The sequence below is a fragment of the Sagittula sp. MA-2 genome, assembly GCF_030126985.1.
GTDB lineage: Bacteria > Pseudomonadota > Alphaproteobacteria > Rhodobacterales > Rhodobacteraceae > Sagittula.
Genome location: NZ_CP126145.1, coordinates 3,261,754 through 3,287,513, shown reverse-complemented (window position 1 = coordinate 3,287,513; position 25,760 = coordinate 3,261,754). Strand labels below are relative to the sequence as shown.

Sequence of the window (25,760 nt, the reverse complement as noted above, 5' to 3'; positions counted from 1 at the left end):
ACGCCATGGCCGACGCATCCACCCTGACCCTGCCCACGATCCTGCTGGTCGACGACGAGGAGCACGCGCTCAACGCCATGCGGATGGCGCTGGAGGACGACTTCGACTGCCTTTGCGCGCTGAACGCCGACGAGGCCGAGGCGCTGATGGAGGACAACTTCGTCCAGGTGGTGATCTGCGACCAGCGGATGCCGGGCAGGTCCGGGGTGGATTTCCTGTCGGCCGTGCGCGACCGCTGGCCCGAGACGGTGCGCATCATCATCACCGGCTACGCCGAGACGCAGGACATGATCGCGGCGATCAACGACGCGGGCATCTACCAGCTGATCACCAAGCCCTGGCATCCCGACCAGCTCATCATGATGGCGAAGAATGCCGCCGACCTCTTCCGCCTGAACCGCGACCACGAGCGCATGTCGCTGGAGATGCGGTTCCTGACCCGCTCGGTCGAGCACAAGCTGGCGGAGAAGCGCCGCGCGCTGCGCGAGGGGCTGGGGTTCGAGAAGATCCTGCGCTCGGCCAATTCGCCGATGAACCCGGTGGTGGCGCAGGCCCGGCAGTTCGCGTCCTTCGACGTCTCGGTGATGATCGTGGGCGAGGAAGGCACCGGCAAGGCCGAGATGGCCCGCGCGATCCACTACGGCTCCCTCCGGTCGGACCGGGCTTTCCACGAGGTCAACGTGGTGGGCGTGGACGACCGCATCCTCGAGATCGAGCTTTTCGGCCACAAGCGCGGGGCGGTGCCCAACCTGCAGACCAACGGCGTGGGTCTTTTGCAGAAGGCCGACCGGGGCACGCTGTTCCTGAACGGGATCGAAAGCCTGTCGCCGCGCATGCAGCTCCAATTGCAGCAGGTGGCCACGGAGGGCGTGTTCCGCCCCGTCGGCGGGCACGAGACGCTGCGCAGCGGCGCGCGGCTGATCGCCGGCAGCAGCCGCGACCTCAGGGCGGAGGTCGAGGCGGGCAACTTCCGCGCCGACCTGTTCTATGCGCTGGCGCAGACCACGCTGCAGGTCCCGCCGCTGCGGGCGCGGCTTTCGGACCTGCCGCTTCTGGCGCAGGAGATGCTGTTCGAGGCGGCCTCGCGCCATGGCAAGATCGTGCACGGGCTTTGCGAGGACGCCGTCGATTTCCTGAAGCGCTATCACTGGCCGGGCAACCTGCGCGAGCTGGAGAACGAGGTCTTGCGCATGTTGATCTTCGCGCAGGACGCGGTGCTGGGGCCGGAGCTGATCTCCCGCCACATCCTGCAGGCCGCACCGTCGGAGGCAGGGCGCGAGCCGGGCGTCGACGCGGTGCTGGCCGACACCGGATCGCTGAAGGAACGGGTGGAGCAGATCGAGATGCGCATCCTGCGCGAGACGCTGACCCGGCTCAGGTGGAACAAGTCGCGGGCGGCCTCCGAGCTGGGGCTGAGCCGCGTGGGCCTCAGGGCCAAGATCGAACGCTATGGCATCGAAGAGCCGCGCAAGGCCGGGATGCCGGACGACGAGGAGGAGTAAGGCCATGTGTCTGGGGATCCCGGGACAGATCATCGAAGTGACGGACGAGGCGCGCATGATGGCGCTGGCCTCCGTCTCGGGCGTCCGGCGCGAGGTCAACGTGGCCTGCGTGGCGACCGGCCCGCTGGAGGAGCTGGTGGGCCAGTGGGCGCTGATCCACGTGGGCTTTGCCATGTCGCTGATCGACGAGGAGGAGGCCGCCAAGACGCTCGAGGCGCTGCGCGGTCTGGGCGAGGCGCAGGAGACGCTGGAGGCGATGGCGGCGGGCGACGCGGCGCTGGCCGGTCCGGCGCGGGACACCGTGGAGGAAAGCGCATGAAACACGTCCAGGAATTCCGCGACCCGAAACCCGCGAAGGCGCTGATCGCGCGCATCGGCGCGGCGCTCGACCGGATCGGCGCCACGGCGGAGAAGCCGGTGCACATCATGGAGATCTGCGGCGGGCACACCCATGCGATTTTTCGCTACGGGCTCGACAAGCTGGTGCCGCCGGGGCTGGAGTTCATCCACGGGCCGGGCTGCCCGGTCTGCGTGCTGCCGATGAGCCGCGTCGACGAATGCATCGAGATCGCGGAGCGCCCCGAGGTGATCTTCACCACCTTCGGCGACGCGATGCGGGTGCCGGGCACGCGGAAGTCGCTGATCCAGGCGAAGGCGGACGGCGCGGACATCCGGATGGTCTATTCGCCGCTCGACGCGCTGGAGATCGCCCGGCGCAACCCCGACCGCGAGGTGGTGTTCTTCGGCCTGGGCTTCGAGACGACGACGCCCTCCACCGCCCTGTCGATCCAGGCGGCGGCGCGCGAGGGGCTGACGAACTTCTCGGTCTTCTGCAACCACATCACCGTGCCACACCCGATCCGCGCGCTGCTGGACGACCCGCACATGGTGCTGGACGGCTTCGTCGGGCCCGGGCACGTGTCCATGGTGATCGGCATCCACCCCTACGATTTCATCGCGGAGGAGTATGGCAAGCCGCTGGTGGTCGCGGGGTTCGAGCCGCTGGACCTGCTGCAGTCGGTGCTGATGGTGCTGGAGCAGATCGCCGAAGGCCGCGCCGAGATCGAGAACCAGTACGCCCGCGTCGTGCCGGAGCACGGCAACCCGGTCTCGCTTGCCGCGATCGCCGATGTCTACGAGGAACGCCCGTCCTTCGAATGGCGGGGACTGGGCGAGATCGACGCCTCGGGCCTGCGCATCCGTGCGGCCTACCGGGCCTGGGACGCGGAGGAGAAGTTCGGGATCGGCTATGCCACCGGCGCGCGCAACGTGGCGGAACCGGAGGGCTGCATGTGCGGCGCGGTGATGACCGGCCGGATGAAACCGGTCGCCTGCCCGCAGTTCGGCACGGGCTGCACCCCGGAGATGCCGCTGGGGGCGCTGATGGTGAGTTCGGAAGGGGCCTGCGCGGCCTACTACCAGTACGGCGGCGCCCGGGCGGCGGAACCGGCGGAATGAGGGGTTTCGCCGGGCTGGCGCCCGGCGATCCGCCGGGGGAGGCGCTGCCTCCCCCGGACCCCCTCCGAGGTATTTGGACCAAGATGAAGGGACGGGGGCGGTTCTGGCCCCCGCGGGCGCGCCCGGATGCGGGCGGGGACAGGGAAGGCAGGACATGGCTTTGAGAGACACGCGGGTGACGCTGGCGCATGGCGGCGGCGGCAAGGCGATGCGCGACCTGATCGAGGAGGTGTTCACCGCCGTCTTCCAGCCGCCGGGCATGGAGGATCAGGCGCGGCTGGTGTCGGAGGCGCTGTGTGCGCCGGGGGCGCGGCTGGCCTTCACCACCGACAGCTTCGTCGTCGATCCGGTGGAGTTTCCCGGCGGCGACATCGGCAAGATCGCGGTCTGCGGCACGGTGAACGACCTTGCTGTGGGCGGCGCGCGGCCGCTCTGGCTGTCGGCGGCCTTCATCATCGAGGAAGGCTGCGAGGTGGCGCTGTTGCGGCGGATCGTGGCCTCGATGCAGCACGAGGCGGAGAAGGCCGGGGTGCGCATCGTCACCGGCGACACGAAGGTCGTGGGGCGCGGGTCGGCGGACAAGGTGTTTGTCACGACCTCGGGCGTGGGGGTGATCCCGCCGGGCCGCGACCTTGCAGCCGAGCATGTGCGCCCCGGCGACGCGGTGCTGGTGAACGGGGTGCTGGGCGACCATGGTGCGGCGATACTTGCGGCGCGGGGCGACATGGCGCTGTCGACCGACATCGTCTCGGACTGCCAGGGGCTGGGGCACCTGATGGAGGCGGTGCTGGCGGCGGCGCCCAACGCGCGGGCCTGCCGGGATGCGACGCGGGGCGGCCTGGCCTCGGCGCTGAACGAGATCGCCGGGGCGGCGGGTGTGGCAGTGGAGATCGAGGAGGAGGCGCTGCCCCTCAGGGACGAGGTGAAGGGGATGTGCGAGATCCTCGGGCTCGACCCTCTGTACCTTGCCAACGAGGGGACGCTGGTGATCTTCGTGCCGGAGGACGAGGCGCAGGCGGCGCTGGCCGCGATGCGGGCCTTGCCGGAGGGGCGGGGCGCCGTGCAGGTGGGCCGCGCGCTGGACGGGCCGCCGGGCCGGGTCACCATGCGCACGCTATTCGGCGGCAGCCGGATCGTCGACATGCTGGTGGGCGAGCAGTTGCCGCGCATCTGCTGAGGGATTGTCGCGCGGGCCGTCGCTTGCCATACCTGTCGGAGAGCATCACCGCCGAGGGCTGGGGGACTTTCCGAGATGTCACAGATTTCCGATCCGGCGGGCGCTGGGCGCTGGCTGCAGGACCCGGTGCACCGCGAGTATCTTGTGGAGAATGCGCGGCGCCAGTTGCGGTTCTTCGACGGCACGTTGCGGGGCGACGGCGGGTTCGACGTGCTGGACCATGACGGCACACCCATGCCGCGCGCCGGGCAGGAGCTGCACTACACGACGCGCATGGTGCATTCCTACGTGCTGGCCCGGGCCATCGGCCACCCCGGCGCGGACCGGATGATCGATGCGGGGATGGCCTTCCTTTTGACCCGGCACCGCGATGCGCAGCACGGCGGCTACCTGTGGTCGGTCGATGAGACCGGTGTCCATGACGGTCGGAAACTGGCCTATGGCCATGTCTTCGTCCTGCTGGCGGCGTCGAGCGCGAAGCTCGCCGGGCACCCGGATGCCGACCGGCTGATGGCCGATGTTGCGGAGGTGCTGGACCGGCACTACTGGGACGAGGCGGCGGGCCTGCACCGGGAGGAGTTCGCGCGCGACTGGCAGCCGATCTCCACCTATCGCGGGATGAACGCCAACATGCATTCGGTCGAGGCGATGCTCGCGGCCTACGAGGTCACGGGCGATGCGCACTGGCTGGAGCGGGCGGGCCGGGTGCTGGAGGTCTTCACCGACCGGATGCCGCGCGCCAACGGCTGGCGGGTGCCGGAGCATTACACCGAAGACTGGCAGGTCGATCCCGACTATGCGGGCGACCCGATGTTCCGCCCGGCGGGCACCACGCCCGGGCATTCGCTGGAACTGGCGCGGCTGCTCCTCCAACACTGGGACCTGGCGGGGCGGCCCGGGGGCGATGCGCCGGAGCGTGCCCGGCGCCTGGCGGAGACCGCACTGACCGACGCCTGGCGGGTCGACGGCGGCCTCGCCTACACGCTGAAACCGGGCGGCGAGGTGGACATCGGCGACCGCTACTGGTGGCCCGTGACCGAGGGCATCGGCGCGCTGGCGAGCCTGCTGAAGTTGGAGGACCGCGACGGCGACGAGACCTGGTATCGCAGGCTCTGGCGGTTTGCCGACGCACGCTTTGTCGATCACGACCGGGGCGGCTGGTATCCGGAGCTTGACGACGACGGCGCGCCGGAGGGCCGCCAGTTCACCGGCAAGCCGGACATCTACCACGCGCTGCAGGCGGAGCTTTACCCGCTGGCAACGGGGCTGTCACGGCAGGTCGAGGGGCTCGGCACGCTGTAGTCGCGGGGCCAGCGCTGCAGCCCCGCCGGAGATGGACCCGTCTACTGTCTTGCCGCCCCTGCCACCGCGTCCGGGCCTGCTGGCAGGACAGTGGGGCAGTCCGCCTCGGTCGCGGAACGGAAAATCGCCTCGGCAACTTCGGACGCGCTGGTCGTCTCTTCCGGGGGATGGGCCTGCAGGGCGGCAAGCGATTTCTGCGCGAAATCGGTATAGGCCGGAGGGAACCAGCCGCCCTTGGCGACGCGTTCCTGGATATTGGCCGCAAAATTTGTTGCGGGCGCGAGGCCGGGAACCACGACCCTTGCCCTGATATCGAACTGGGTCAGCTCACCGGCGGCAGACTCCGTCATTGCGACGACAGCGGCCTTGCTTGCCCGATAAACCGCAAGCAACGGAAGTGGCGCGTAGATCGTGCTGGACGCCACGTTGACGATGGTGCCGGACCGGCGTTAGCGCATGGCCGGGAGCACCGCCTGCATCATCGCAATCGTTCCGAAGAGGTTGGTGTCAAACACCTCGCGTGCCGTATCGAGCGACGTGTCTTCGAGGGCATTGAACCAGCCGATGCCGGCGTTGTTGACGAGGACGTCGATCTGTCCGGCCTGCGCAATCGCGTCGGCAATGGAATTTGCGTCCGTCACGTCGAGCGGCACAACATGGAGGCGCTCCGATGCAGGCATCGTGTTGGCGGCGGGATTGCGCATGGTGGCGAAGACGGTCCAGCCCTTTTCAATGAAATGCAGGGCGGTCTCGCGACCGAAGCCGGTCGAGCAGCCGGTGATGAGGGCTGTGGGCATCTGATTATCCTTGGTGTCGATGGTGTCTGTGTGTAATATATGAGGGTTCCCTCAGCTTTGGTAATCGCATTATGAATCGTCCGAACCTGTCGCGCCTCAAGCCCAGAAAAGCACCGCAACAGGCGCGTTCAGCCGCGACCCTGGACGCCATCCACACGGCCACTATTCAGGTTTTGATTTCCGAAGGTGTCGCGCGGCTGACGACAGCGCGCGTTGCAGAACGTGCCGGCGTTTCCATCGGCACGATGTATCAATATTATCCCCACAAGCAGGCGCTGCTGTTTGCCTTGGTCGAAAAGCAGCTTGCAACCGTTACCGATTTCATGCTGGCCGCCGCCGAGCAGTTGCGCGGGCAGGACGCGGACGCGATAGCCGAAGGGCTTGCCCTCGCCTGGCTCAATGCCAAGACCTCCGACTCCGAAGCGTTCCAGACGCTGTATGGCATTGCCGCCGAATTCGACCTGCAGGCCAGCATGGGGCGTGTACTCAGGCAGATGGCCGGGGAATTCTCGAGCCTGCTGGCGACGGCGCCCGACGCTCGTTTCGCCGACCGCGATGCGGTGGCCTTCGTGCTGGCGGTGATGATTGGCGGGTCGGTGCGCATGGTCCTCGATGCTGCGGCCTCGCCGGAGAATCTGTCCCGCCTGCGTCAGGAACTGCCGCGCGCCTGCCGCGCCTATATCATCGCGGCGCAGGAATAGCGGCCTCGGAAGACTGAAGTATTCGGCGAAGCGCGAAGACCGAAACCGGGCAAGTCGTCGTCCCGGATGACATAACCATTAGCTGCGCCTCGACGGCTTCCACGAACCGTTCGGTCGGGTAGGTCATGCTCCCTGCCTTCGGAAGCCCCGATTGCGAGCAAGCCCAAGCAGGCATGCGGGCGGAAACCAAGGCGTGCCCGCGGATGGAGATTTCGGAGAGCGGAGTCTGAAATGAACTATATTTCAGATGGTTATCGTGCTCTGGCGTTCCCCTTGGCGCACTTCGAACAGGGCCATGAACCAGCTCCAGTGGCGGCGGGCGGTCAGCGCCGGATCGAGCTGCGCCAGATCATGTTGACCGGCAGCGTGACGCTGGTGGGCGTGCCGTCGCCGGGCGTGCTGTCGAGGGCGCCAAGCGCCGCGCGGGCGATGTCGCGGATCGGCTGGCGGAAGGTAGTCAGGCTGTAGGATTCCCATCCCGCCTGCTCGATGTCGTCGAACCCGATGACGGAGACGTCCTTCGGCACTTCCAGCCGGAAGCGCGTGCGCGCGGCGTCCATGACCCCGCAGGCGATCAGGTCGGTGGTGCAGAAGATGCCGTCGGGCCGTTCGCCCTGCGTGAGCAGCCGTGTCCCGAGGTCGAGGCCCGTCTGGTAGGAGGTGGGGCCGACCGCCGCCTCCGTGATCGCGACGCCTGCCGCTGCCGCGGCCTGACGGAAACCCGCGGCGCGGTCTTCGAGGCTGGCGGTCCCGGCGCAGGAATTGGCGAGCGCGATCCGGCGGCAACCCGCCGCCGCCAGCGCCGCAAAGGCCTGCCGTCCGGCATTGGCATCCTCCAGCCGGATCATCAGCGAACCGGGCCGCTCCTCGTCGCGGTTGATGAGCACGAGTTTCATGCCGTTGCGGCGGCAGGTCTCGGCCAGCGACATGTCGGGCATCCCCGACAGCACGATGGCGGCGTCGGTGCGATAGGCGATGGCCTGCCGCAGCGCCTGCGCGACGCTGTCGTCGGACCGGTCGGTGTTGATCAGCAGGCCCACCTTGCCCGCCGCCTGAAGCTGTTCGGTCAGCGCGGCCAGCAGGGCAGAACGGTAGGGGGTGTTCATCTCGGCGGCGATCAGCGCGACCAGTCCGGTGTTGGAGGTGATCAGCCCCCGCGCCAGGTGGTTGACCTGGTAGCCAAGCTGCTCTGCCGCCGCCTCGATCCGGGCGCGGGTCTCCTTGGCTACCGAGGCGCCGGGCGTGAACGCGCGCGACACGGCGGTGCGGGAAACACCGGCAAGCTCGGCCACGTCCCGGGCGCTGACCTGTCGTTTCGTCATGTTCATTGCAATCCTGTGCAGCCCCCGAGCCCCGGTCAAGCAACCATAGTTTTGTGAAGGTTTCTTGACAACTGGCGATTCGGCCGACAACCTGATGCACAGGTGTGCAAAGCACCCGGCCCGGTAACCGCCGGGAACTAGGGAGGATGATATGAAGACTTTGAAATACGCCCTGATTGGGGGCGCGGCTTTCCTGCCCGCGGGCGCGATGGCCGCAGAGCTGAACCTGATCTGCTCGGCCGACGTGGTGATCTGCGAAAAGCTGGTGAGCGAGTTCGAGGCCAGCCATTCCGACATCGACGTGAACATGGTGCGCCTGTCCTCGGGCGAGGCCTATGCCAAGGTCCGGGCCGAGGGCCGCAACCCGCAGACCGACCTGTGGTGGGGCGGCACCGGCGACCCGCACCTGCAGGCCGCCCACGACGGGCTGACCGCGGAATACAAGTCGCCCATGCTGGAAGAGCTGCAGGACTGGGCGCAGGGCCAGGCGGAAACCTCGGAGTATCACACCGTGGGCGTCTATTCCGGCGCGCTCGGCTGGGGCTACAACAAGGACATCTTCGCCGAGAAGGGCATCAAGGCGCCGGAGTGCTGGTCCGACCTGCTCGGCCCCGCGCTGAAGGGCGAGATCCAGATCGCCGACCCGAACTCCTCCGGCACGGCCTACACCACGCTCGCGACGCTGGTGCAGATCATGGGCGAGGACGAGGCGTTCGAGTTCCTCAAGAAGATGCACGCCAACGTCTCGCAGTACACGAAGTCCGGCTCCGCCCCGGTGAAGGCCGCAGCGCGCGGCGAAACGGGCCTTGGCATCGTGTTCCAGCATGACGCCGTCGCACAGGCGGTCGAGGGCTTCCCGGTCGAGGTCGGCTCCCCCTGCGAGGGCACGGGCTACGAGATCGGCTCCATGTCGCTGATCGAGGGCGCGCAGAACGAGGACTCCGCCAAGGTTTTCTACGACTGGGTGCTGACAGCGGAGGTGCAGAACATGATGCCGGAGGCCGGGTCCTTCCAGATCCCGTCGAACGCCTCGGCCACGCCGCCGAAGGAAGCGCCCGACCTGTCGAAGATCAAGCTGATCGACTACGACTTTGCCGAATTCGGCAGCGCGGAACGGCGCAAGGAACTGCTGTCCCGCTGGGATCAGGAGATCGGCAGCCTGCCGCTGCAATAAGCCGTCCCTTGCGGACCGGGGATGCGCGGGCCATGGCGCGCGCATCCCCTGACCCCTCTCCTGACGCTTCCGGACATCGAGATGAACAGAGACAACCGCAGGCTCGACCTGATCCTTGCGGCGGGGCTGATCGCGCTCGTCGCCCTGCCCTGGTACCGCGTGCGCCAGGGGTTCTTCGGCTTTGAATGGCTCGGCGACATCGCCGGGTCGGACAAGCTCTGGCCCGGCCTGTTCCAGGCCATCGACGGGCGCTGGCAGCTCTGGCCGGTGCTGGCGCTCTTTGCGCTGGCGGTGTGGCTGCGGCTCGGGCAGGCGCCGGGTGTGCGGGGCAGGGCGCTGGCCGGCATCGGCGTGGCCGGACTGGTCTGGCTGCTGGTCGAAGGCCTGTCCGTGGGCCTGCGCGGCTGGAACTGGGGCCTTCTGGAAACCACGTTCGGAGAGGTCGCGGGCCAGCAGGCCTTCGGCGCCGGGGCGGTCGTCCTTGGCTGCGTCTTTGCGCTCTTCGTGGCCTTCGGTGCCGCGGAGCGCGGCGCGCTGAAGGGCGACGCCTTCGTCCTCGGCGCGATCACGCTTCTGGTGCTCCTGGTTGGTGTCTTCGTCTTCTATCCGCTGGTGTCGATGTTCACCGGCGCGTTCCAGGACTTCGACGGATCGTTCACCACCGAGGGCGTGCAGAACAACATCTTCGACCCGAAGATCTGGTCGCTGGCCTGCCTCTGGGGCGGCAACTGCGGCGTGGCCTGGCGAACCTTCTTCCTTGCCGTCTGCACGGCGACAGGGACGACGCTGCTGGGTCTCGTGTTCGCGCTGGTCGCGACGCGCACCGGCTTCCGGTTCAAGAAATCCCTGCGCCTGCTGACCGTGCTGCCGATCATCACGCCGCCCTTCGTGGTGGGCCTCGCGCTGACCATGCTGCTGGGCCGCCAGGGCACGCTGACGCAATGGATCGAGCTGGCGACGGGCTGGGAACTGGGCCGCTGGCTTTACGGCCTGACCGGCATCTGGATCGCGCAGATGCTGTCCTTCACCCCCATCTCCTTCCTCGTGCTGATCGGCGTGGTCGAGGGCATCTCGCCCTCGATGGAGGAGGCGTCGCAGACGCTCCGCTCGGACCGCTGGCGCACCTTCCGCAAGGTGTCCCTGCCGCTCATGGCACCGGGGCTGGCGAATGCCTTCCTGATCGGGTTCATCGAGTCGATGGCCGACTTCGGCAACCCGCTGGTGCTGGGCGGCTCGGGCGGCGTGCTGTCGACCGAGATCTTCTTTGCCGTGGTCGGCGCGCAGAACGATCCGGCAAGGGCCGCCGTGCTGGCCTCCGTCCTCTTGGTGTTCACGCTCTCGGCCTTCCTGGCGCAGCGGTTCTGGCTCTCGGGACGGAACTACGCGACCGTGACCGGCAAGGGCGACGGCGGGCGCCACGCGCTGCTGCCGCGCCGTGTCGCCTGGCCGGTGGTGACCATCGCGGTGGCATGGGCGCTGTTCACCATCACCGTCTACGCGATGATCCTCTTCGGCGGCTTCGTGAAGACCTGGGGCCTCGACCATTCGCTGACGCTGGAACACTACATCCGCGCCTTCGGCGTGTCGCTTTCGGACGGGATCGCCTGGACCGGCGTCGCATGGAACAGCTTCTGGACGACGATGGAGATCGCGCTGATCGCCGCGCCACTGACCGCCGCAGTGGGCCTGCTGACCGCATGGCTGATCGTGCGGCAGCGGTTCCCGGGACGGTCGGTCTTCGAGTTCGCGCTGATGATGAGCTTTGCCATCCCCGGCACGGTCATCGGCATCAGCTACATCATGGCCTTCAACCTGCCGCCGCTTCAGATGACCGGCACCGCCGCGATCCTCATCGCCTGCTTCGTCTTCCGCAACATGCCGGTCGGCGTGCGTGGCGGCGTGGCGGCCATGGCGCAGCTCGACGGCTCGCTCGACGAGGCGTCGCTGACGCTGGGGGCCGGATCGGGGCGGACCATGCGCAAGGTCATCCTGCCACTGATGCGGCCCGCGATCCTCGCCGCGCTGGTCTACAGCTTCGTGCGGGCGATCACCTCGATCTCGGCGGTGATCTTCCTTGTCAGCGCGAAGTACAACATGGCGACGGCCTATATCGTGGGCCTTGTCGAGAACGGCGAATACGGCATCGCCATCGCCTATTCCTCTGTCCTGATCCTCGTGATGATCACCGTGATCGGTGGGTTCCAGCTTCTGGTTGGAGAGCGGCGGATCGGGCGGCGGGAAATGAAACAGTCCTTGAAGGCCGAGGCCGCAACACGGGAAGCCAACGCATGAAGACCAGAGGCGCGGTTGAATTCCGCAACGTATCCAAGAAGTTCGGCCAGTTCACGGCGATCCCCGACCTGTCGTTGTCGATCGAGCCGGGGGAACTGGTGACGCTGCTTGGCCCCTCGGGCTGCGGCAAGACGACGACGCTCAGGATGCTGGCGGGGCTGGAAAGCCCGACCGCCGGGCAGATCCTGATCGGCGGGCAGGACGTGACGCGCCTGCCGGCGGACCGGCGCGACGTGTCCATGGTGTTCCAGAGCTACGCGCTGTTCCCGCACATGACGGTGGCGCAGAACGTGGCCTACGGGCTGGAATCCGGCGGCATGAAGGCACCCGAGGCGCGGGAACGCGCCGCTGACGCGCTGGCGCTGGTGGGGCTCGAAGGGCTGGGCGCCCGGTTGCCCGCCGAACTGTCCGGCGGCCAGCAGCAACGGGTGGCCGTGGCGCGCGCGCTGGTGCTGGAACCGCAGGTGCTTTTGCTGGACGAGCCGCTGTCCAACCTCGACGCCCGCCTGCGCCGCCGCGTGCGGACGGAAATCCGCGAGTTGCAGCAGCGGCTGGGCTTCACGGCGGTCTACGTGACCCACGACCAGGAAGAGGCGCTGGCCGTCTCCGACCGGATTGTGGTGATGAAGGAGGGCCTCGTGGCGCAGATGGGCTCCCCGCGCGAGCTGTACGAAGCACCCGCGTCGGAGTTCATCGCGGATTTCATCGGCGAGGCGAACGTGGTCGAGGGCCGCGTGCTGTCGGTCGCGGGGGACGAGGCGCAGGTGGACGTGGGCGGCGCGGTGATCGCGCTGCCGGCGCGCGGTCTGGGCGAAGGCCCGGCGCGGCTGGCCATGCGGTCGAACGCGGCGCGGGTCCGGTCGGGCGGCGAGGGTGTGCCGGGCACGGTGGCCTCCTCGGCCTACCTGGGCGACCATGTCGAATACGAGATCGACGGCGCTTTGGGGCGGATCTTCGTGGTCGACGACGAAAGCGACACGCCGCTGCCCGTGGGCGCGCCCGTGATCCTGGACCTGCGCCCGCGCGGTCTGGCCCTGATCCCGGGTGCAGCATGAGCACCCTGACCGAACGGCTGGCGGTGGCCGAACGCGTGGCCAGCGATGCAGGCGCGCTTGCGCTGGACTATTTCCTGCGGCGCGAGGCGCTGGTGATCGAACGCAAGCGTCACGTCACCGACCTCGTGTCGGAGGCGGACCGCAACGTCGAGACGCTGATCCGCGACGCGCTGACGGCGGCCTTCCCCGACGACGCGCAACTGGGCGAGGAACACGGCCTGTCGGAGGGCACCTCGGGCTTCACCTGGGTCATCGATCCGATCGACGGCACGGCGCCCTATCTCAACGGCCTGCCGGGCTGGTGCGTCTCCATCGGCGGCCACGACGCCGAGGGGCCCGCTCTCGGGGTGATCGTCGCGCCGGTGCTGGGCGAGGTCTTCGTCGCGGCGCGCGGGCAGGGCGCACGGCTGAACGGCGCGCCCATGCGGGTGATGCCGGGCGACCTGAGGTCCGGGATGCTGGGTGTGGGGGCCAACGACCGCGTCGCCTCCGACCGGGTGGGACAAATGCTCGCCGACCTGATGGAGGCCGGATCGTCCTGGACCCGCTACGGCTCCGGTGCGCTCATGCTGGCCTGGGTCGCGGCGGGACGGCTCGTGGGCTACGCCGAGCCGCGCATGTCCGCCTGGGACTGCATGGCTGCCTATGCGCTGATCCTCGAAGCCGGGGGCCGGGTGCTGCCCTTCCCGACCGGCCCGGACTTCGCGAAACCCGCGCCGGTGATGGGCGCGGGGCCGGGCACCTTCGACGAATTGGCCCGGATCTGCGCCTTCGGCACTTCGGAGGCCTGGTAGCCCCGCCCGGTCAGCGGATGCGCTGGCCCTTGGCGTCAAAGCGCATCTCCTGCGCCGCATCCCAGTCGAGCGAGACGTCAGCCCCTTCCTCCGGGATGGGGCTGGCGGCATCCTGCCGGACTGTCAGCAGGTCGCCCTGAGCGCCGCGCAGGTGAATGAGTGTCTCCGCCCCCAGCGCCTCCGCGTATGCCACATGGGCGGGCAGGCGGCCCGAGGGCGCGATGCGCATGTGTTCGGGGCGGATCCCGACCTGGCCTTCGCCGCTCTGCCCGATCTGCGCGGGGTCGAGGAAGTTCGTGGGCGGCGAGCCGATGAACCCGGCGACAAAGGCGGTGGCGGGATTGGCGTAGACCTCAAGCGGCGCGCCGATCTGGTCGGCCACACCACCGTTCATCACGATCATCCGGTCGGCCAGCGTCATCGCCTCCACCTGGTCGTGCGTGACATAAAGCGACGTGACCCCGAGGTCGCGTTGCAGCGCCTTGATCTCCAGCCGCATCTGCACGCGCAGCTTGGCGTCGAGGTTCGAGAGCGGCTCGTCGAACAGGAAGACCGCAGGCTTGCGCACGATGGCGCGGCCCATGGCGACCCGCTGCCGCTGCCCGCCGGACAGCTCGCGCGGCTTGCGCTTCAGGTAGGGCTCAAGCTGCAGCATCTTCGCCGCCTGCGCCACGCGGGTCTCGATCTCCGCCTTCGGGGTGCCCGCGATCTTCAGCCCGTAGGCCATGTTGTCGAAGACCGACATGTGCGGGTAAAGCGCGTAGTTCTGGAAGACCATGGCGATGTCGCGGTCCATCGGCTCCACGTCGTTGACCGTCCTGCCGTCGATCTGCACCGCACCGGAGGTCACGGTCTCAAGCCCCGCCACCATGCGCAGCAGCGTGGACTTGCCGCAGCCCGAGGGGCCGACGATCACGATGAACTCGCCTTCGGACACGTCGATCGAGACGCCGTGGATGACCTCGGTCTTGCCGAAGGATTTCTTTACATTGTCGAGGGTCAGCGTCGCCATTGGTCTTGTGTCCTGTTGTTCTGTTCCGCCCGGCGGCACGCCGTGCAGCCTCCGGCTGCCTCCATGGGCGGGGGCGTCACCCGCGGTCGGGGGCCACCCTTTTCTCTCGAGGGAAGCCGGCTCATTTCTCGCTGTCCACAAGGCCGCGGATGAAGAGTTTCTGCATGCCGATCACCACCAGTACCGGCGGGATCATGGCGAGGATCGAGGTCGCCATGATGACCGGCCAGTCGGCGATGTCGTCTCCGCTGGGGAACATCTGCTTGATGCCCATGACGATGGTGTTCATCGACGGATCGGTGGTGATGAGCAGCGGCCAGAGGTACTGGTTCCAGCCGTAGATGAAGAGGATGACAAAGAGCGCGGCGATGTTCGTCCGGCTCATCGGCAGCAGGATGTCCCAGAAGAACCGCATGGGCCGCGCGCCGTCCACCCGCGCGGCCTCGGCCAGCTCGTCAGGGACGGTCATGAAGAACTGCCGGAAGAGGAACGTCGCCGTGGCCGACGCGATCAGCGGCAGGATCAGCCCGCTGTAGCTGTTCAGCATCCCGAAGTTCGCGGCGACCTCGTAGGTCGGCACGATGCGCACCTCGACCGGCAGCATCAGCGTCAGGAAGATCAGCCAGAAAAACAGGTGCCGGCCCGGAAAGCGGAAGTAGACGATGGCAAAGGCCGAAAGGAGCGAGATGACGATCTTTCCCACCGCGATGCCGATGGCCATGACGGCCGAGTTGAACAGCATCAGCGCCACCGGCGCGTTGATGCCGGAGGTCAGGGCCTTGGCATAATTCTCCCAGAACTGATCCCCCGGCAGCAGCGGCATTGGCGGACGGGCGATTTCCGGCTGGCTGACGGTCGAGGCGACGAAGGCCAGCCAGATCGGGAAGAAGATGAAGAGGATGCCGAGGATCAGCCCCGCGTGGGTCAACCACAGGCCCGCGCCGCGTTTCTCGACCATGCCGTTGCGTTCGGAAGCCATCAGTAATGCACCCTGCGCTCGATGAACCGGAACTGCACGACGGTCAGGATGCCGACGATCACCAGGAGGATCACGGATTGCGCCGCCGAAGACCCGAGGTCCTGCCCGACGAAGCCGTCGGCATAGACCTTGTAGACGAGGATCGTGGTCGCCTGCTGCGGCCCGCCGCTGGTGATGGTGTGGATCACGCCGAAGGTCTCGAAGAAGGCGTAGATGATGTTGACCACCAGCAGGAAGAAGGTCGTGGGGCTCAGCAGCGGCCAGACGATGGTGCGGAAGCGCGTCCAGAAGCGCGCGCCGTCGATGGCCGCCGCCTCGATCACGCTGCGCGGAATGGCCTGCAGCCCGGCAAGGAAGAACAGGAAGTTGTAGCTGATCCGCCCCCAGGCGCTGGCCACCACGACAAGGCCCATCGCCTCCGTCCCGTTCAGCACGTGGTTCCAGTCATAGCCGAGCTGGCCCAGGTACCATGTCACCACGCCGACGCGGGTGTTGAACATGAACATCCACAGGACGCCCGCCACCGCCGGGGCCACGGCATAGGGCCAGATCAGCAGCGTGCGATAGGTGCCCGACCCCTTGATCAGCCGGTCGGCCAGCACCGCGAGGTACAGCGCCACCCCCATCGACACCACCGTCACGAGGATGGAAAACACCGCCGTCGTGACAAAGGATGCGCGGTAGTACGGGTCGCCCAGCAGGTATTCGAAGTTGCCCAGACCCACCCATTGCATCGACAGGCCGAAGGGGTCGGGGATGAACAGCGACTGCCAGACCGCCTGCCCGGCGGGGTAGAAGAAGAAGACCGCCGTGATCGCCATCTGCGGCAGGACCAGCAGGAGAGGCAGCCAGACGCCCTTGAAGGTAACGCGTTTTTCCATCAGTCATTGACTCCGGTGCGACCAGGTCGCACCTTCTTGGGCAAGCGCAAGCGCGAGGATGTTTCCATGACCGTCAAGATGTCCATTTCCCTGACCGACCAGCAGGCCGCCTATGCCCGCAAGCAGGTCGAAGAAGGCCGCTTCCCCTCGACCTCCGCGGTGATTCAGCAGGCACTGGAAGCCAAGCGGCGCGAGGACGAGGAATACCAGGAGTGGAAGGCCGGATTCTTTGAAGAGATGCGGCGCCGGGCCGAGGGGCCGCATGTGTCGTTGGACGAATTCGACGAGATGGTGGACGAAATGCTGGACGAGGAACGGGCGCGCCTTGGCTTGGAGAGCTGAGATTTCGAAGACGGCTCGCGAAGATATCAGGGCGCTTTACACCTGTCTCGTCAATCTGCAGCACAGGCGGTTCGGCCACGATTTGGCGGCGGCCGACAAGCTGGCGTCGGAGCGCATCGCAGTCGTTCGGCGAAACGCCCGAAAGCTCGCCTCCGCGCCCTATCGCGGGACGTGCCACACCATCGCCGGACACACCTATCGCCACGTCACCATCGACCGCGCGGTCTACTGGTTCACGCTGGACGAGCTCGCAGAGGTCTTGCGGATCGAGGCGATATTCTTTGGCGGACAGGATCATCTGGACCGGATGTTCAATCGTTTGCGGGAGGAGGGAGAGGCCCCGTAAGGCCCCTCCCGGCAGCACTCAGCGTGCGGATTGCTCGAAGCGGCGCAGCAGCGGGTTGCCGCGTTCGACCGCCGAATCCAGCGCTTCCTGTGCCGACTTGTCACCGGCCCAGACGGCCTCCAGTTCCTCGTCGATGATCGTGCGGATCTGGTCGAAGGAGCCGAGGCGGATACCCTTGGAATTCTCCGTCGGCTCGTTCGTGGTCATTTGCTTGACCGCCACGTCCGTGCCCGGGTTCTCCTCGTAGAAGCCCTGCTCGGCGGTCAGGTCGGCGGCGGCCTGGGTGATCGGCAGGTAGCCGGTGTCCTGGTGCCACTTGGCCTGGATCTCCGGCGAGGAGAGGAACTTCAGGAACTCCGCCACGCCGTCGTATTCCTCTTCGGACTGACCGGCCATGACCCAGAGCGATGCGCCGCCGATGATGGTGTTCTGCGGGGCGTCGACCAGCGCGGACCAGTAGGGCAGGGGCCGCACGCCGAAGTCGAAGTCGGCCTCGGCCTTGATGCCCGCGTAACCGGCCGAGCTTTCGGTGAAGAGCGCGCATTCGCCGCCGCGGAAGTTGGCGCCGCCCTCGTTGCGGCGGCCGGTGTAGACGAACTTGCCGTCCTGCGCCCACTCGCCCATCGCCTGGATGTGCGCCACCTGCGCCTCGGAGTTGAAGACCAGCTCGGTGTCGGTGCCCTCAAATCCGTTGGCCTTCGTGGCGAACGGAACGTCGTGGTAGGCCGAGAGGTTCTCGAGGTGGATCCAGCTTTGCCACGCGGTGGTCAGCGGGCAGTCGACGCCTGCCTCTTTCAGCTGGTCGAGGACCTCGCCCACCTGCTCCCAGGTCGAGAGGTCGACGTCGGGGTCGATGCCGCTCTCTTCCAGCATGGTGCGGTTCACCCACAGCACCGGCGTGGATGAGTTGAACGGCAGCGACAGCATGTTGCCGTCGGCAGAGGTGTAATAGCCCTTCACCGCGCCGATGTACTGCGACTGGTCAAAGCCTTCGCCCATGACCTCGAACACCGGGTTCACGGCGCCCTGCGCGGCCATCATCGTGGCGGTGCCGACCTCGAAGACCATCAGAATGTCGGGCTGTTCGCCGGCGCGGAAGGCGGCAATACCGGCGTTCAGCGTCTCCGAATAGTTGCCCTTGTGGGTGGCGACGACGGTGTAGTCGTCCTGCTGGCCGTTGAAGGTCTCGACCTGTTCGGCCACCAGCTCTCCGAGGCGGCCGGTGAAGGCATGCCAGAACTGGATCTCCGTCTGGGCCATGGCCGGGGCCGCGGTCGCGATGGCCGCCGCCGTTGCCAGTAAGGTGTTGGTCAGTTTCATGAGGTTCTCCTCCGTTGGTTGGTATCGGCTTCTATGGCCGAAAACATGCGCGGTTTGCCCGCACTGGTTGAGAGTTTAACGTCCCGTCACGGTCGGTCCACGATAACGTCGGGGACGATGCCGGACTTCGCGATGGCCGCATGGGGATCGCCGCTGGCGAAGAAGCCGTAGCCCGCCACCAGCGCCGAATGGATGCCCGCCGCCTGCGCGCCGAGGATGTCGGTGTGCAGGCTGTCGCCGACCATCAGGATGCGGTCGCGCGGCGGCATGGGGTCCAGCCGCGCCATCGCAAGCTCGTAGATGTTGGCGAAGGGTTTGCCGAAGAATTCCGGCACGACGCCCGTCCGGTCAGCCAGCCGGTGCGCGAAATGCCCCGGCTCCACCGAAAAGCCGGTTTCGCGCGGCGCCACGATGTCGGGATTGCCGACCAGCACCCGGCGCGGCCTGTCGGCAAGCGCCGCTTCCAGCAGGGCCTGCCGCGCTTCCGTCCAGGCGGCACTGCCGATCATCAGGAAGCCGTCGACATCGGCATAGGCCGCCGGGTCTTCCTCGAGGTAGATCAGGTCGAGGTCTTCCAGATCGCGCAGGCCCGTCGCCGGGGTTGCCATCAGCCCCCAGCGCATCCCGGCCGGACCGTTCAGGTTGGCCAAGAGCGTCCGGCGGCTGGTGATCACGTCCTCCGGTGCGAAGTCGTAGCCGAGCCGGGCGTACTTCTCCATCAGCGCGGCATGGGGAAACCCGGCGGCGTTCGACACGATCAGCACCTGCTTGCCCAGTTCCCGCAGGTCCGAGATGCGTTCCGCCACGCCCTCGATGGCCGTCTCGCCGATGTTCAGCACCCCGAAGGCATCGAGCAGGAAGGCGTCGTAGCGGCTGGCCACGTCGGCCAGCGTCCGGGCACGCTCCGGTGCGGGGCGGCCTGCCACCGGCGGCGGCAGGCGGTGGCGCACCGCCTCGTAGGCGGCAAAGGCGGTTTCCAGCGTCATGCTCAAATGATCGCCCCCCGGACCTTGGCCGACACCCATTCGGAGATGACGACGGCAGCGAGGATCACCAGCAGGATCAGCGAGACTTGCGGCCAGGCCAGCACATTGAGCGAGCTTTGCAGTTGCAGCCCGATGCCGCCCGCGCCCACCAGCCCCAGCACGGTCGACTCGCGGATGTTGATGTCCCAGCGGAAGACCGCGACGCCGGCCAGCGCGGGCAGGATCTGCGGCACGATCCCGTAGGCCATGACCTGCCAGCGCGAGGCGCCCGTTGCGGTGATCGCCTCCACCTGGCTGTGGTCGATCTCCTCGATGGCCTCGTAGATCAGCTTGGCGCAGAACCCGACAGAGCGGATGGCGATGGCCACCACGCCCGCGAAGACCCCCGGCCCGATGATCGCGATGAGGAGGAGCGCCCAGATCAGGGAGTTGATCGAACGGGTCGAGACGATCACCAGAAGCGCGATCGGCCGCGCCAGCACGCGGGAGGGCGTGGTGTTGCGGGCCGCGAGGAAGGCCACCGGGATCGCCAGGACCAGCGAGATCAGCGTGCCGAGGGTTGCGATGTTCAGCGTGTCCCAGATCGGTCGGCCGAGCTGGGTGATGTATTCCCAGCGCGGCGGGGTGGCGCGGCTCCAGATGTCGCCCGCGATGCGCGGCGCGTCCCAGACGAAGAACCACGTCGTCGCCTCGGAGATCCGCTGCCAGCAGAAGAGGAACACCGCCACGCCGATCAGCCAGCCGAACCAGCGTACCAGCGATTGCCCGGTGGTCCTGCGGCGCCAGACCTGTTTGCCGTCCTGCGTTAGAACCACCATCACTGAACCCTCGCGCGGATCACGCCGGAGAGGTACTCCAGCGCCATGACGATCCCGATGATCAGGATCAGGATGGCCGCTGCCGTGTCGTACTCGTAGCGATCGAAGGCGGTGTTCAGCGTCGCGCCGATGCCGCCGGCGCCCACCAGCCCGAGGATCGCGCTTTCGCGGAAGTTGATGTCGATGCGGTACATCGACAGGCCCACGAGTCGCGGCATGACCTGCGGCTGGACGCCGTAGTTGATCCACTGCATCCAGCGCGCGCCGCTGGCCCGGATCGCCTCGGCCTGCACGCGGTCCATCGACTCGATGTCCTCGGCCAGCAGTTTCGACAGGAAGCCGATGGTGGCAAACGACAGCGTCAGGAAGCCCGCCAGCGGGCCGAAGCCGAAGATCGCGACCAGAAGGATGGCCACGATGATCTCCTGCAAGGCACGGCTGATCGCGATGATCGCCCGGCAGATCACGTAGACGGGCAGGGGGGCGATGTTGCGCGCCGCCCCCAGTCCGATGGGGATCGAGATGGCAATGCCCACGACCGAGGCCGCGACCGTCATGATGATGCTTTCCGCCAGACCGTCCCAGATGTCCGACCAGCGGGTGACGAAATCGGGATGGGTGAAGGCCAGCACGAACTGCCAGCCGCGGTCCAGCCCCTCGTAGACCCGGCCCCAGTCCACCGGAATGGTCGAGACCGCCGCCACGAGGTACACGCCGAAGGCTGCGATCAGGCCCCAGCGCAGGGCGGTGTTGCGGATCAGCGGGGGCTTGCGCCAGCCGCGGCCCAGCATGTCGTCCAGCTCGCGATGGGTTCCGGCGCTCATTCCGCCGCCTCCACCGCTTCGCCGTCCTCGTCCTTCTGGATCGTCGCTTCCCAGTCTTCCTCGCCGTAGATCTCGGTCAGCTTGTCGGGGCTCAGCGCGGTCGGCAGCCCGTCAAAGACGATCTCGCCCAAGCGCAGGCCCACGACGCGCGGCACGAACATCTGCGCCAGCGCCACGTCGTGGATGTTGATGATCGCCGCCAGCCCGCGCTCGGCGCAAAGCTCGCAGATCAGCCGCATGATCTGGCGCGAGGTCTTCGGGTCGAGCGAGGCGGTGGGTTCGTCCACCAAGAGCAGTTTCGGCTCTTGGATCAGCGCCCGGCAGATGCCGACCCGCTGCCGCTGCCCGCCGGACAGCTCGTCCGCGCGCTTGTCGGCCATATGCAGAAGACCCACGCGGTCCAAGAGGCGGAACGCCTCGTCCACGTCCTTCTGCGGGTACTTCCTCAGGAACGACCGCCAGAAGCCGACATAGCCCAACCGGCCGGACAGGACGTTCTCCATCACCGTCAGCCGTTCGACCAGCGCGTACTCCTGGAAGATCATGCCCATCTCGCGCCGCGCCCGGCGCAGCGCCCCGGACCCGAGTTTCGTCAGGTCCGTGCCGTCCAGCATCACCGCGCCGGAGGTCGGTTCCACCAGCCGGTTGATGCAGCGGATCATGGTGGACTTGCCCGCGCCCGAGGGCCCGATCAGCGCCAGCACCTGCCCCGACGGCACGTCGAGGTCGATGGCCTTCAGGGCCATGTCGCCGGTCTTGTAGGTTTTCGTCAGTTTCTCGAGGCGCAGCATTCCCGTTCCCCAGCCGTTCAGGGACAGGACGCAAGGGCGCCCTGTCCGTTGGTTTCTATCGGGGCAGGATCATTCGCAGGCGTAGGACACGCCGTTTGCGGCGTCGATCTTGCGGATCACCTCCCAGAAGTCCTTGTAGTTCATCTCGATGAACTGGGCCTCGTCGGACTTGGAGAACTCCTCCTGCAGCGACGTGCCCTCCCAGTCGAAGCTGAAGAACGCGTCCCTGATCTGGTCCTGAAGCTCGGGCTTGAGGTTGTAGACCACGCCGAAGCCGGTCGTCGGGAAAGTCTGCGACTTGTAGATCGACTTGACCTGGTCCTCGGTGATCACGTCGCGGTCCAGCATCCGGTGCATGACAGAATTGGCGATGGCCGCCGCCGGGTAGTCCTGGTTGGCGACGCCGAGGATGGAGTTGTCGTGCTTGCCGGAGAACACTGGCTCGAAGTCGGTCTCCGCCTCCATGCCGTATTCCGCCTTGAGGATCGCCGAGGGCGCCTTGAAGCCAGAGTTCGACGTGGGCGAGGTAAAGGCCATCTGCTTGCCCTTGATGTCCTCGACGCTCTCGATGCCGCTTTCGGGATGGGTGATGATCTCCATCTCGTAGCCGAAGTTTCCGTCCGCCGACGCCATGATGGTGAAGGGACGGAAGCCCGCGCAGTTCACCGCCAGCGGGTTCGACCCGGTGTTGAAGCCCGAGATGTGCAGGCGGCCCGACCGCATCGCCTCGATCTGGGCGGCGTTGTTCTGCACCGGGAAGAAGATCACGTCCTTGCCGGTCTTTTCCTTGAGGTGGTCGAGGAAGTCCGACCACGCCGTCTTGTAGACCGCCGGGTCCTCCACCGGCGTGTAGGCGAACACCAGCGTGTCCGGGTCGATCCACTGGCTTTCGTCCGTGGGCACGTCCGCCACGAGGTCGCCGTCCGCATCGCAATAACGCGCGTCGAGGTCGCCTTTCGGGCAGTCCTGCGCCTGGGCCGCCGTGGCCAGCAGCGCCGCCACCGACGCGCCGAGCATCAGCCTGAGTGTCTGTGTCATGTGTTTTCCTCCCTTGTGTGCGGCAGTTTCACCGCGTTGTTTTCAGTCCGCCAGGATGAACTCGACGCCTCCCGCCGTCAGTGTCCCGGCAATCTCCGGCCCCGGCAGGCGATCCACGATCACGCTGTCGAGGTCTCCCGGTCCTCCAACCGCGTTCAGACCCCGTTTGCCGAATTTCTCCGCGTCGATCAGCAGGTGGCGCCGCGCAGCGCGGCCCAGCATGGCGCGCTTCACGGCGGCAAAGCCCCGCACGCTCTCCGAAGGGCCGTCCTCCGTCAGCCCCGAGGCGCCGATCATGCAGCGGTCGACGTTGAACCGGGCGAGGTAGTCGAGCGTGTCGGTCCCCACCACGGCGCTTTCGGCGGGCAGGTATTCCCCCGGACACAGCAGCACCTGCTGCGGTCCCTGCGCCAGCGTCATGGCCACGGGGATCGAATTGGTGATGACGGTGCAGGTCGTGCCGCGCAGGGCAAGCGCCCGGGCGAACTGGATCGTGGTCGACCCGCTGTCGACCATCAGCGTCTCGCCCTCCTCGACCAGCGCCGCGGCGCGCCGCCCGATGCGTTCGCGTTCCCCGATGCGGGCATGGGCGCGTTCGTCGAGCCCCGGATAATGCCCTGCGCCGGTGGCCATCGCCCCGCCATGCGCCCGCGCCACCAGCCCGTCGTCGGCCAGCGCGTCGAAGTCGCGTCGCACGGTCTCGGTCGAGACGTTGAAGCGCTCCGCCAGCTCGGAAATCCGCAGGTGCGGGCGCAGCTTCAGCTCCAGCAGGATCTGCTCACGCCGCTCCGACTTGCGCAGCCTCGGCGGCGCCGTGTCGGGTTTCGGGGATTGGATGCCGGTCACTGCCACGTTGCGTCCTGACTCGCGTTTCCCGGCCATGTTTGTGGCTTTGCACTCGTTTTACAATCATTTTTGTTGCATATGCCTCATCTTTGCGGTCGTCTTTGGTCAAACACCTCGATTCAAAAAGACTATTGTGGAAAGGGCAGGGGCACCGGTGATCGGTTTCCTCATACATCTGTCGGCGGCCGTGGCGCTGCTGTTGTGGGCGGTCCGGCTGGTCCGCACGGGGATCGAACGTGCCTTCATGTCCCAGGTGCGGCAGGGCCTGCGCAACCTGTGCCGCAACCGGCTGACGGCGGCCATGGGCGGTATGCTGGCGGCGATGCTGATGCAAAGCGGGACCGCCGTGACCCTGATCGCCAGCGGCTTCATCGCCTCCGCCGCGATCGCCCCTGCGGCGGCGCTGGTGCTGATCGTCGGTGCGGAGCTCGGCTCCGCCCTCATGGCGCGCGTCCTCTTCCTGCCGATCCAGAGCGCGATCCCCGTCCTGTTGCTGGCCGGGGTCATCCTGAACTTCCGCAAGCAGAACCACGCCCTGAAACAGGCGGGCCGGGTGCTGATCGGCCTCGCGCTGATCCTGCTGGCGCTCGGCATGATCCGCGCCGCGACGGCCCCCATTGCCGCCAACGACATCGTGCGCGCCATCGCGGCCTACCTTGCAGGGGACCTGCTCAGCGCCTGGGTGCTGGGTGCGCTTCTGGCGTGGTCCATGCACTCCAGCCTCGCCGCGGTGCTGACCGTGGCCAGTTTTGCCGCGACCGGGCTGACCACGGCGCCGGTGGCCGCCGCCCTCGTGCTGGGCGCAAACTTCGGCGGGGCGATCATCCCCATGACGCTGCTTTCCGGCACCGGCCGCGACGTGCGCGTGGTCGTCACCGCCAATACCCTCGCAAGGGGGAGCCTCGCCGTCGCTGGCCTCCTCGCGCTCTACTTCCTCGAGACGCCCGCGCTCCTCCCGGGGCTTGAGGAAGGGACCCGCGCCGTCACGCTGCACATCCTCTTCAACCTTGTCCTGACCCTCCTCGTGCTGCCGTGGCCGGGCCTTTTCCTCAACGCCTCCGCTCATTTCGTGCGTTCGGACCCCGACGCCCTGCAGGACGACCTGAGCGCGCTCGACCCCGACGCCGTGGCCGATCCCCGCCTTGGCATCGCCTGCGCCCGCCGCGAACTGATGCGCATGGGCGAGACGGTCCAGGCGATGCTCGTGCAGGTGAAGCCGCTCTACCGCGCCTGGGACGCGGAGGCCGAGGCGCGCATCCTGCGGCTCGAAGAGGCGGTCGACCGGATGCACTACGAATCGAAGCTCTACATCTCCCGCCTGCGCGCCGAAGACCTGTCCGACAGCCAGTCGCGCCAGACGCTCGAACTGGTGACCGTGGCCAACGGTCTGGAAGAGGCCGCCGACCGCATTGCCGTCAACATGCTCGCCATCGCCCGCAAGATGCACCGCAAGGCGGTCAGCTTCTCCGGCGAAGGGCTGAACGATCTGGAGCGGCTGCACGATGTGGTCTGTTCGAACGCCCAACTTGCGATGGGCGTGCTAACCACCGGCAACCCCGACGACGCGCGGCAGCTCGTGGCCCAGAAGGACGAGATGCGGGGACTGGAACAGCGCCTGCAGGAGCGCCACCTCCAGCGGCTTCAGGACCGCAGATCGGACAGCGTGGCCAGCACCAACATGCACCAGGAGTGCCTGCGCCTGCTGAAGCAGATCAACACGTCCTTCACCTACGCGGCCTACCCGATCCTGGAAGAGGCCGGCGCCTTCCTCGGCAGCCGCCTGACGCGAAACGCCTGATACGAAACGCCTGAAGGATCGCTCAGGCATCCGCCCATCCGGGCCGAAAACGACGAATACATGGAAAACTGCCCACAAAAAATCGGCGCCCCGAAGGGCGCTGTCCGATAGGATCACGATTTTATGTGGAGGCGAGTACCGGAATCGAACCGGTGTACACGGATTTGCAATCCGCTGCGTCACCACTCCGCCAACTCGCCAGAGT

At 67.3% G+C, this 25,760-nt stretch carries 24 protein-coding genes, 1 tRNA gene and 1 pseudogene; 13 read left to right on the top strand and 13 right to left on the bottom strand.

Annotation, left to right across the window (positions count from 1 at the left end; genetic code table 11):
- Window positions 1-5 precede the first annotated feature (5 nt).
- The 5 genes from QNI11_RS16045 (at window position 6) to QNI11_RS16025 (ending at window position 5,439) form a co-directional block, all read left to right on the top strand.
- The gene (locus QNI11_RS16045) at window positions 6-1,502 is read left to right on the top strand and encodes a sigma-54 dependent transcriptional regulator (RefSeq protein ID WP_100929638.1); all 1,497 of its coding nucleotides are present in this window, start codon (window positions 6-8) and stop codon (window positions 1,500-1,502) included.
- 4 nt (window positions 1,503-1,506) lie between these two features.
- A complete protein-coding gene (gene hypC / locus QNI11_RS16040) occupies window positions 1,507-1,821 on the top strand; it encodes a HypC/HybG/HupF family hydrogenase formation chaperone (RefSeq protein WP_283980867.1) in 315 nt (104 codons plus the stop codon).
- Window positions 1,818-2,960: a hydrogenase formation protein HypD gene (hypD, locus tag QNI11_RS16035; RefSeq protein ID WP_283980866.1), complete on the top strand. Its 1,143-nt coding sequence runs from the start codon at window positions 1,818-1,820 to the stop codon at window positions 2,958-2,960. Before hypC ends, hypD begins: the two co-directional genes overlap by 4 nt.
- A 154-nt stretch (window positions 2,961-3,114) precedes the next feature.
- Window positions 3,115-4,137, top strand: a complete 1,023-nt coding sequence (gene hypE / locus QNI11_RS16030; protein ID WP_283980865.1) for a hydrogenase expression/formation protein HypE — start codon at window positions 3,115-3,117, stop codon at window positions 4,135-4,137.
- Between the two features lie 75 nt (window positions 4,138-4,212).
- Entirely contained in the window at window positions 4,213-5,439 is a 1,227-nt protein-coding gene (locus tag QNI11_RS16025) for an AGE family epimerase/isomerase (RefSeq protein ID WP_283980864.1), read from the top strand.
- A gap of 41 nt (window positions 5,440-5,480) precedes the next feature.
- Here the strand turns inward: QNI11_RS16025 and QNI11_RS16020 are convergent.
- Window positions 5,481-6,236 (bottom strand): annotated as a pseudogene (locus QNI11_RS16020) (SDR family oxidoreductase).
- Between the two features lie 71 nt (window positions 6,237-6,307).
- Between QNI11_RS16020 and QNI11_RS16015 the strand changes: the two are divergent.
- Window positions 6,308-6,937: a TetR/AcrR family transcriptional regulator gene (locus QNI11_RS16015; protein WP_283980863.1), complete on the top strand. Its 630-nt coding sequence runs from the start codon at window positions 6,308-6,310 to the stop codon at window positions 6,935-6,937.
- A 323-nt stretch (window positions 6,938-7,260) separates the two neighbouring features.
- Here the strand turns inward: QNI11_RS16015 and QNI11_RS16010 are convergent, their stop codons facing one another.
- On the bottom strand, window positions 7,261-8,259 hold the full coding sequence (locus tag QNI11_RS16010) for a substrate-binding domain-containing protein (protein ID WP_283980862.1): 999 nt from the start codon (window positions 8,257-8,259) through the stop codon (window positions 7,261-7,263).
- A 151-nt stretch (window positions 8,260-8,410) separates the two neighbouring features.
- Here QNI11_RS16010 and QNI11_RS16005 point away from each other — a divergent pair, with 151 nt between their 5' ends.
- The 4 genes from QNI11_RS16005 (at window position 8,411) to QNI11_RS15990 (ending at window position 13,574) form a co-directional block, all read left to right on the top strand.
- Window positions 8,411-9,433, top strand: a complete 1,023-nt coding sequence (locus QNI11_RS16005) for an ABC transporter substrate-binding protein (protein WP_283980861.1) — start codon at window positions 8,411-8,413, stop codon at window positions 9,431-9,433.
- Window positions 9,434-9,514: 81 nt separating this feature from the next.
- The gene (locus tag QNI11_RS16000; protein ID WP_283980860.1) at window positions 9,515-11,725 is read left to right on the top strand and encodes an iron ABC transporter permease; all 2,211 of its coding nucleotides are present in this window, start codon (window positions 9,515-9,517) and stop codon (window positions 11,723-11,725) included.
- The gene (locus QNI11_RS15995) at window positions 11,722-12,780 is read left to right on the top strand and encodes an ABC transporter ATP-binding protein (RefSeq protein WP_283980859.1); all 1,059 of its coding nucleotides are present in this window, start codon (window positions 11,722-11,724) and stop codon (window positions 12,778-12,780) included. The genes QNI11_RS16000 and QNI11_RS15995 overlap by 4 nt, the downstream gene beginning before the upstream one ends.
- A complete protein-coding gene (locus QNI11_RS15990) occupies window positions 12,777-13,574 on the top strand; it encodes an inositol monophosphatase (protein ID WP_283980858.1) in 798 nt (265 codons plus the stop codon). Before QNI11_RS15995 ends, QNI11_RS15990 begins: the two co-directional genes overlap by 4 nt.
- Before the next feature lie 10 nt (window positions 13,575-13,584).
- On the opposite strand, the gene ugpC is transcribed toward QNI11_RS15990, so the two are convergent.
- From ugpC to ugpA, 3 genes are all read right to left on the bottom strand, one after another.
- The gene (gene ugpC / locus QNI11_RS15985) at window positions 13,585-14,586 is read right to left on the bottom strand and encodes a sn-glycerol-3-phosphate ABC transporter ATP-binding protein UgpC (RefSeq protein ID WP_283980857.1); all 1,002 of its coding nucleotides are present in this window, start codon (window positions 14,584-14,586) and stop codon (window positions 13,585-13,587) included.
- Between the two features lie 121 nt (window positions 14,587-14,707).
- Complete coding sequence (gene ugpE / locus QNI11_RS15980; protein ID WP_100930994.1) at window positions 14,708-15,544, bottom strand: sn-glycerol-3-phosphate ABC transporter permease UgpE; 837 nt, start codon at window positions 15,542-15,544, stop codon at window positions 14,708-14,710.
- Between the two features lie 20 nt (window positions 15,545-15,564).
- A complete protein-coding gene (ugpA, locus tag QNI11_RS15975; RefSeq protein ID WP_100929649.1) occupies window positions 15,565-16,446 on the bottom strand; it encodes a sn-glycerol-3-phosphate ABC transporter permease UgpA in 882 nt (293 codons plus the stop codon).
- Between the two features lie 66 nt (window positions 16,447-16,512).
- On the opposite strand from ugpA, the gene QNI11_RS15970 reads away from it, so the two are divergent.
- Both QNI11_RS15970 and QNI11_RS15965 read left to right on the top strand, forming a co-directional pair.
- Window positions 16,513-16,788: a hypothetical protein gene (locus QNI11_RS15970; RefSeq protein ID WP_283980856.1), complete on the top strand. Its 276-nt coding sequence runs from the start codon at window positions 16,513-16,515 to the stop codon at window positions 16,786-16,788.
- Window positions 16,772-17,134: a hypothetical protein gene (locus QNI11_RS15965; RefSeq protein WP_283980855.1), complete on the top strand. Its 363-nt coding sequence runs from the start codon at window positions 16,772-16,774 to the stop codon at window positions 17,132-17,134. The genes QNI11_RS15970 and QNI11_RS15965 overlap by 17 nt, the downstream gene beginning before the upstream one ends.
- A gap of 18 nt (window positions 17,135-17,152) precedes the next feature.
- Here the strand turns inward: QNI11_RS15965 and ugpB are convergent, their stop codons facing one another.
- The 7 genes from ugpB to QNI11_RS15930 all read right to left on the bottom strand — a co-directional run bounded on the left by ugpB (window position 17,153) and on the right by QNI11_RS15930 (window position 23,763).
- Window positions 17,153-18,454 carry a sn-glycerol-3-phosphate ABC transporter substrate-binding protein UgpB gene (gene ugpB / locus QNI11_RS15960; RefSeq protein WP_283980854.1) on the bottom strand — a complete coding sequence of 434 codons (1,302 nt, stop codon included), beginning with the start codon at window positions 18,452-18,454 and terminating at the stop codon, window positions 17,153-17,155.
- An 86-nt stretch (window positions 18,455-18,540) separates the two neighbouring features.
- On the bottom strand, window positions 18,541-19,440 hold the full coding sequence (locus QNI11_RS15955; protein ID WP_254698156.1) for an HAD-IIA family hydrolase: 900 nt from the start codon (window positions 19,438-19,440) through the stop codon (window positions 18,541-18,543).
- 2 nt (window positions 19,441-19,442) lie between these two features.
- Window positions 19,443-20,258 carry a phosphonate ABC transporter, permease protein PhnE gene (gene phnE, locus QNI11_RS15950; protein WP_100929654.1) on the bottom strand — a complete coding sequence of 272 codons (816 nt, stop codon included), beginning with the start codon at window positions 20,256-20,258 and terminating at the stop codon, window positions 19,443-19,445.
- Window positions 20,258-21,082: a phosphonate ABC transporter, permease protein PhnE gene (gene phnE / locus QNI11_RS15945; RefSeq protein WP_100929655.1), complete on the bottom strand. Its 825-nt coding sequence runs from the start codon at window positions 21,080-21,082 to the stop codon at window positions 20,258-20,260. Before phnE (QNI11_RS15945) ends, phnE (QNI11_RS15950) begins: the two co-directional genes overlap by 1 nt.
- Entirely contained in the window at window positions 21,079-21,873 is a 795-nt protein-coding gene (gene phnC, locus QNI11_RS15940) for a phosphonate ABC transporter ATP-binding protein (RefSeq protein WP_100929656.1), read from the bottom strand. Before phnC ends, phnE (QNI11_RS15945) begins: the two co-directional genes overlap by 4 nt.
- A gap of 69 nt (window positions 21,874-21,942) precedes the next feature.
- Window positions 21,943-22,911 carry a phosphate/phosphite/phosphonate ABC transporter substrate-binding protein gene (gene phnD, locus QNI11_RS15935; protein WP_100929657.1) on the bottom strand — a complete coding sequence of 323 codons (969 nt, stop codon included), beginning with the start codon at window positions 22,909-22,911 and terminating at the stop codon, window positions 21,943-21,945.
- A gap of 42 nt (window positions 22,912-22,953) precedes the next feature.
- Window positions 22,954-23,763, bottom strand: coding sequence for a DeoR/GlpR family DNA-binding transcription regulator (locus QNI11_RS15930; RefSeq protein WP_306418198.1), 810 nt, complete (start codon window positions 23,761-23,763; stop codon window positions 22,954-22,956).
- 148 nt (window positions 23,764-23,911) lie between these two features.
- Here QNI11_RS15930 and QNI11_RS15925 point away from each other — a divergent pair, with 148 nt between their 5' ends.
- Complete coding sequence (locus tag QNI11_RS15925; RefSeq protein ID WP_283980852.1) at window positions 23,912-25,555, top strand: Na/Pi cotransporter family protein; 1,644 nt, start codon at window positions 23,912-23,914, stop codon at window positions 25,553-25,555.
- Window positions 25,556-25,681: 126 nt separating this feature from the next.
- Here the strand turns inward: QNI11_RS15925 and QNI11_RS15920 are convergent.
- Window positions 25,682-25,755: transfer RNA gene (locus QNI11_RS15920), tRNA-Cys, on the bottom strand.
- Window positions 25,756-25,760: the final 5 nt, after the last annotated feature.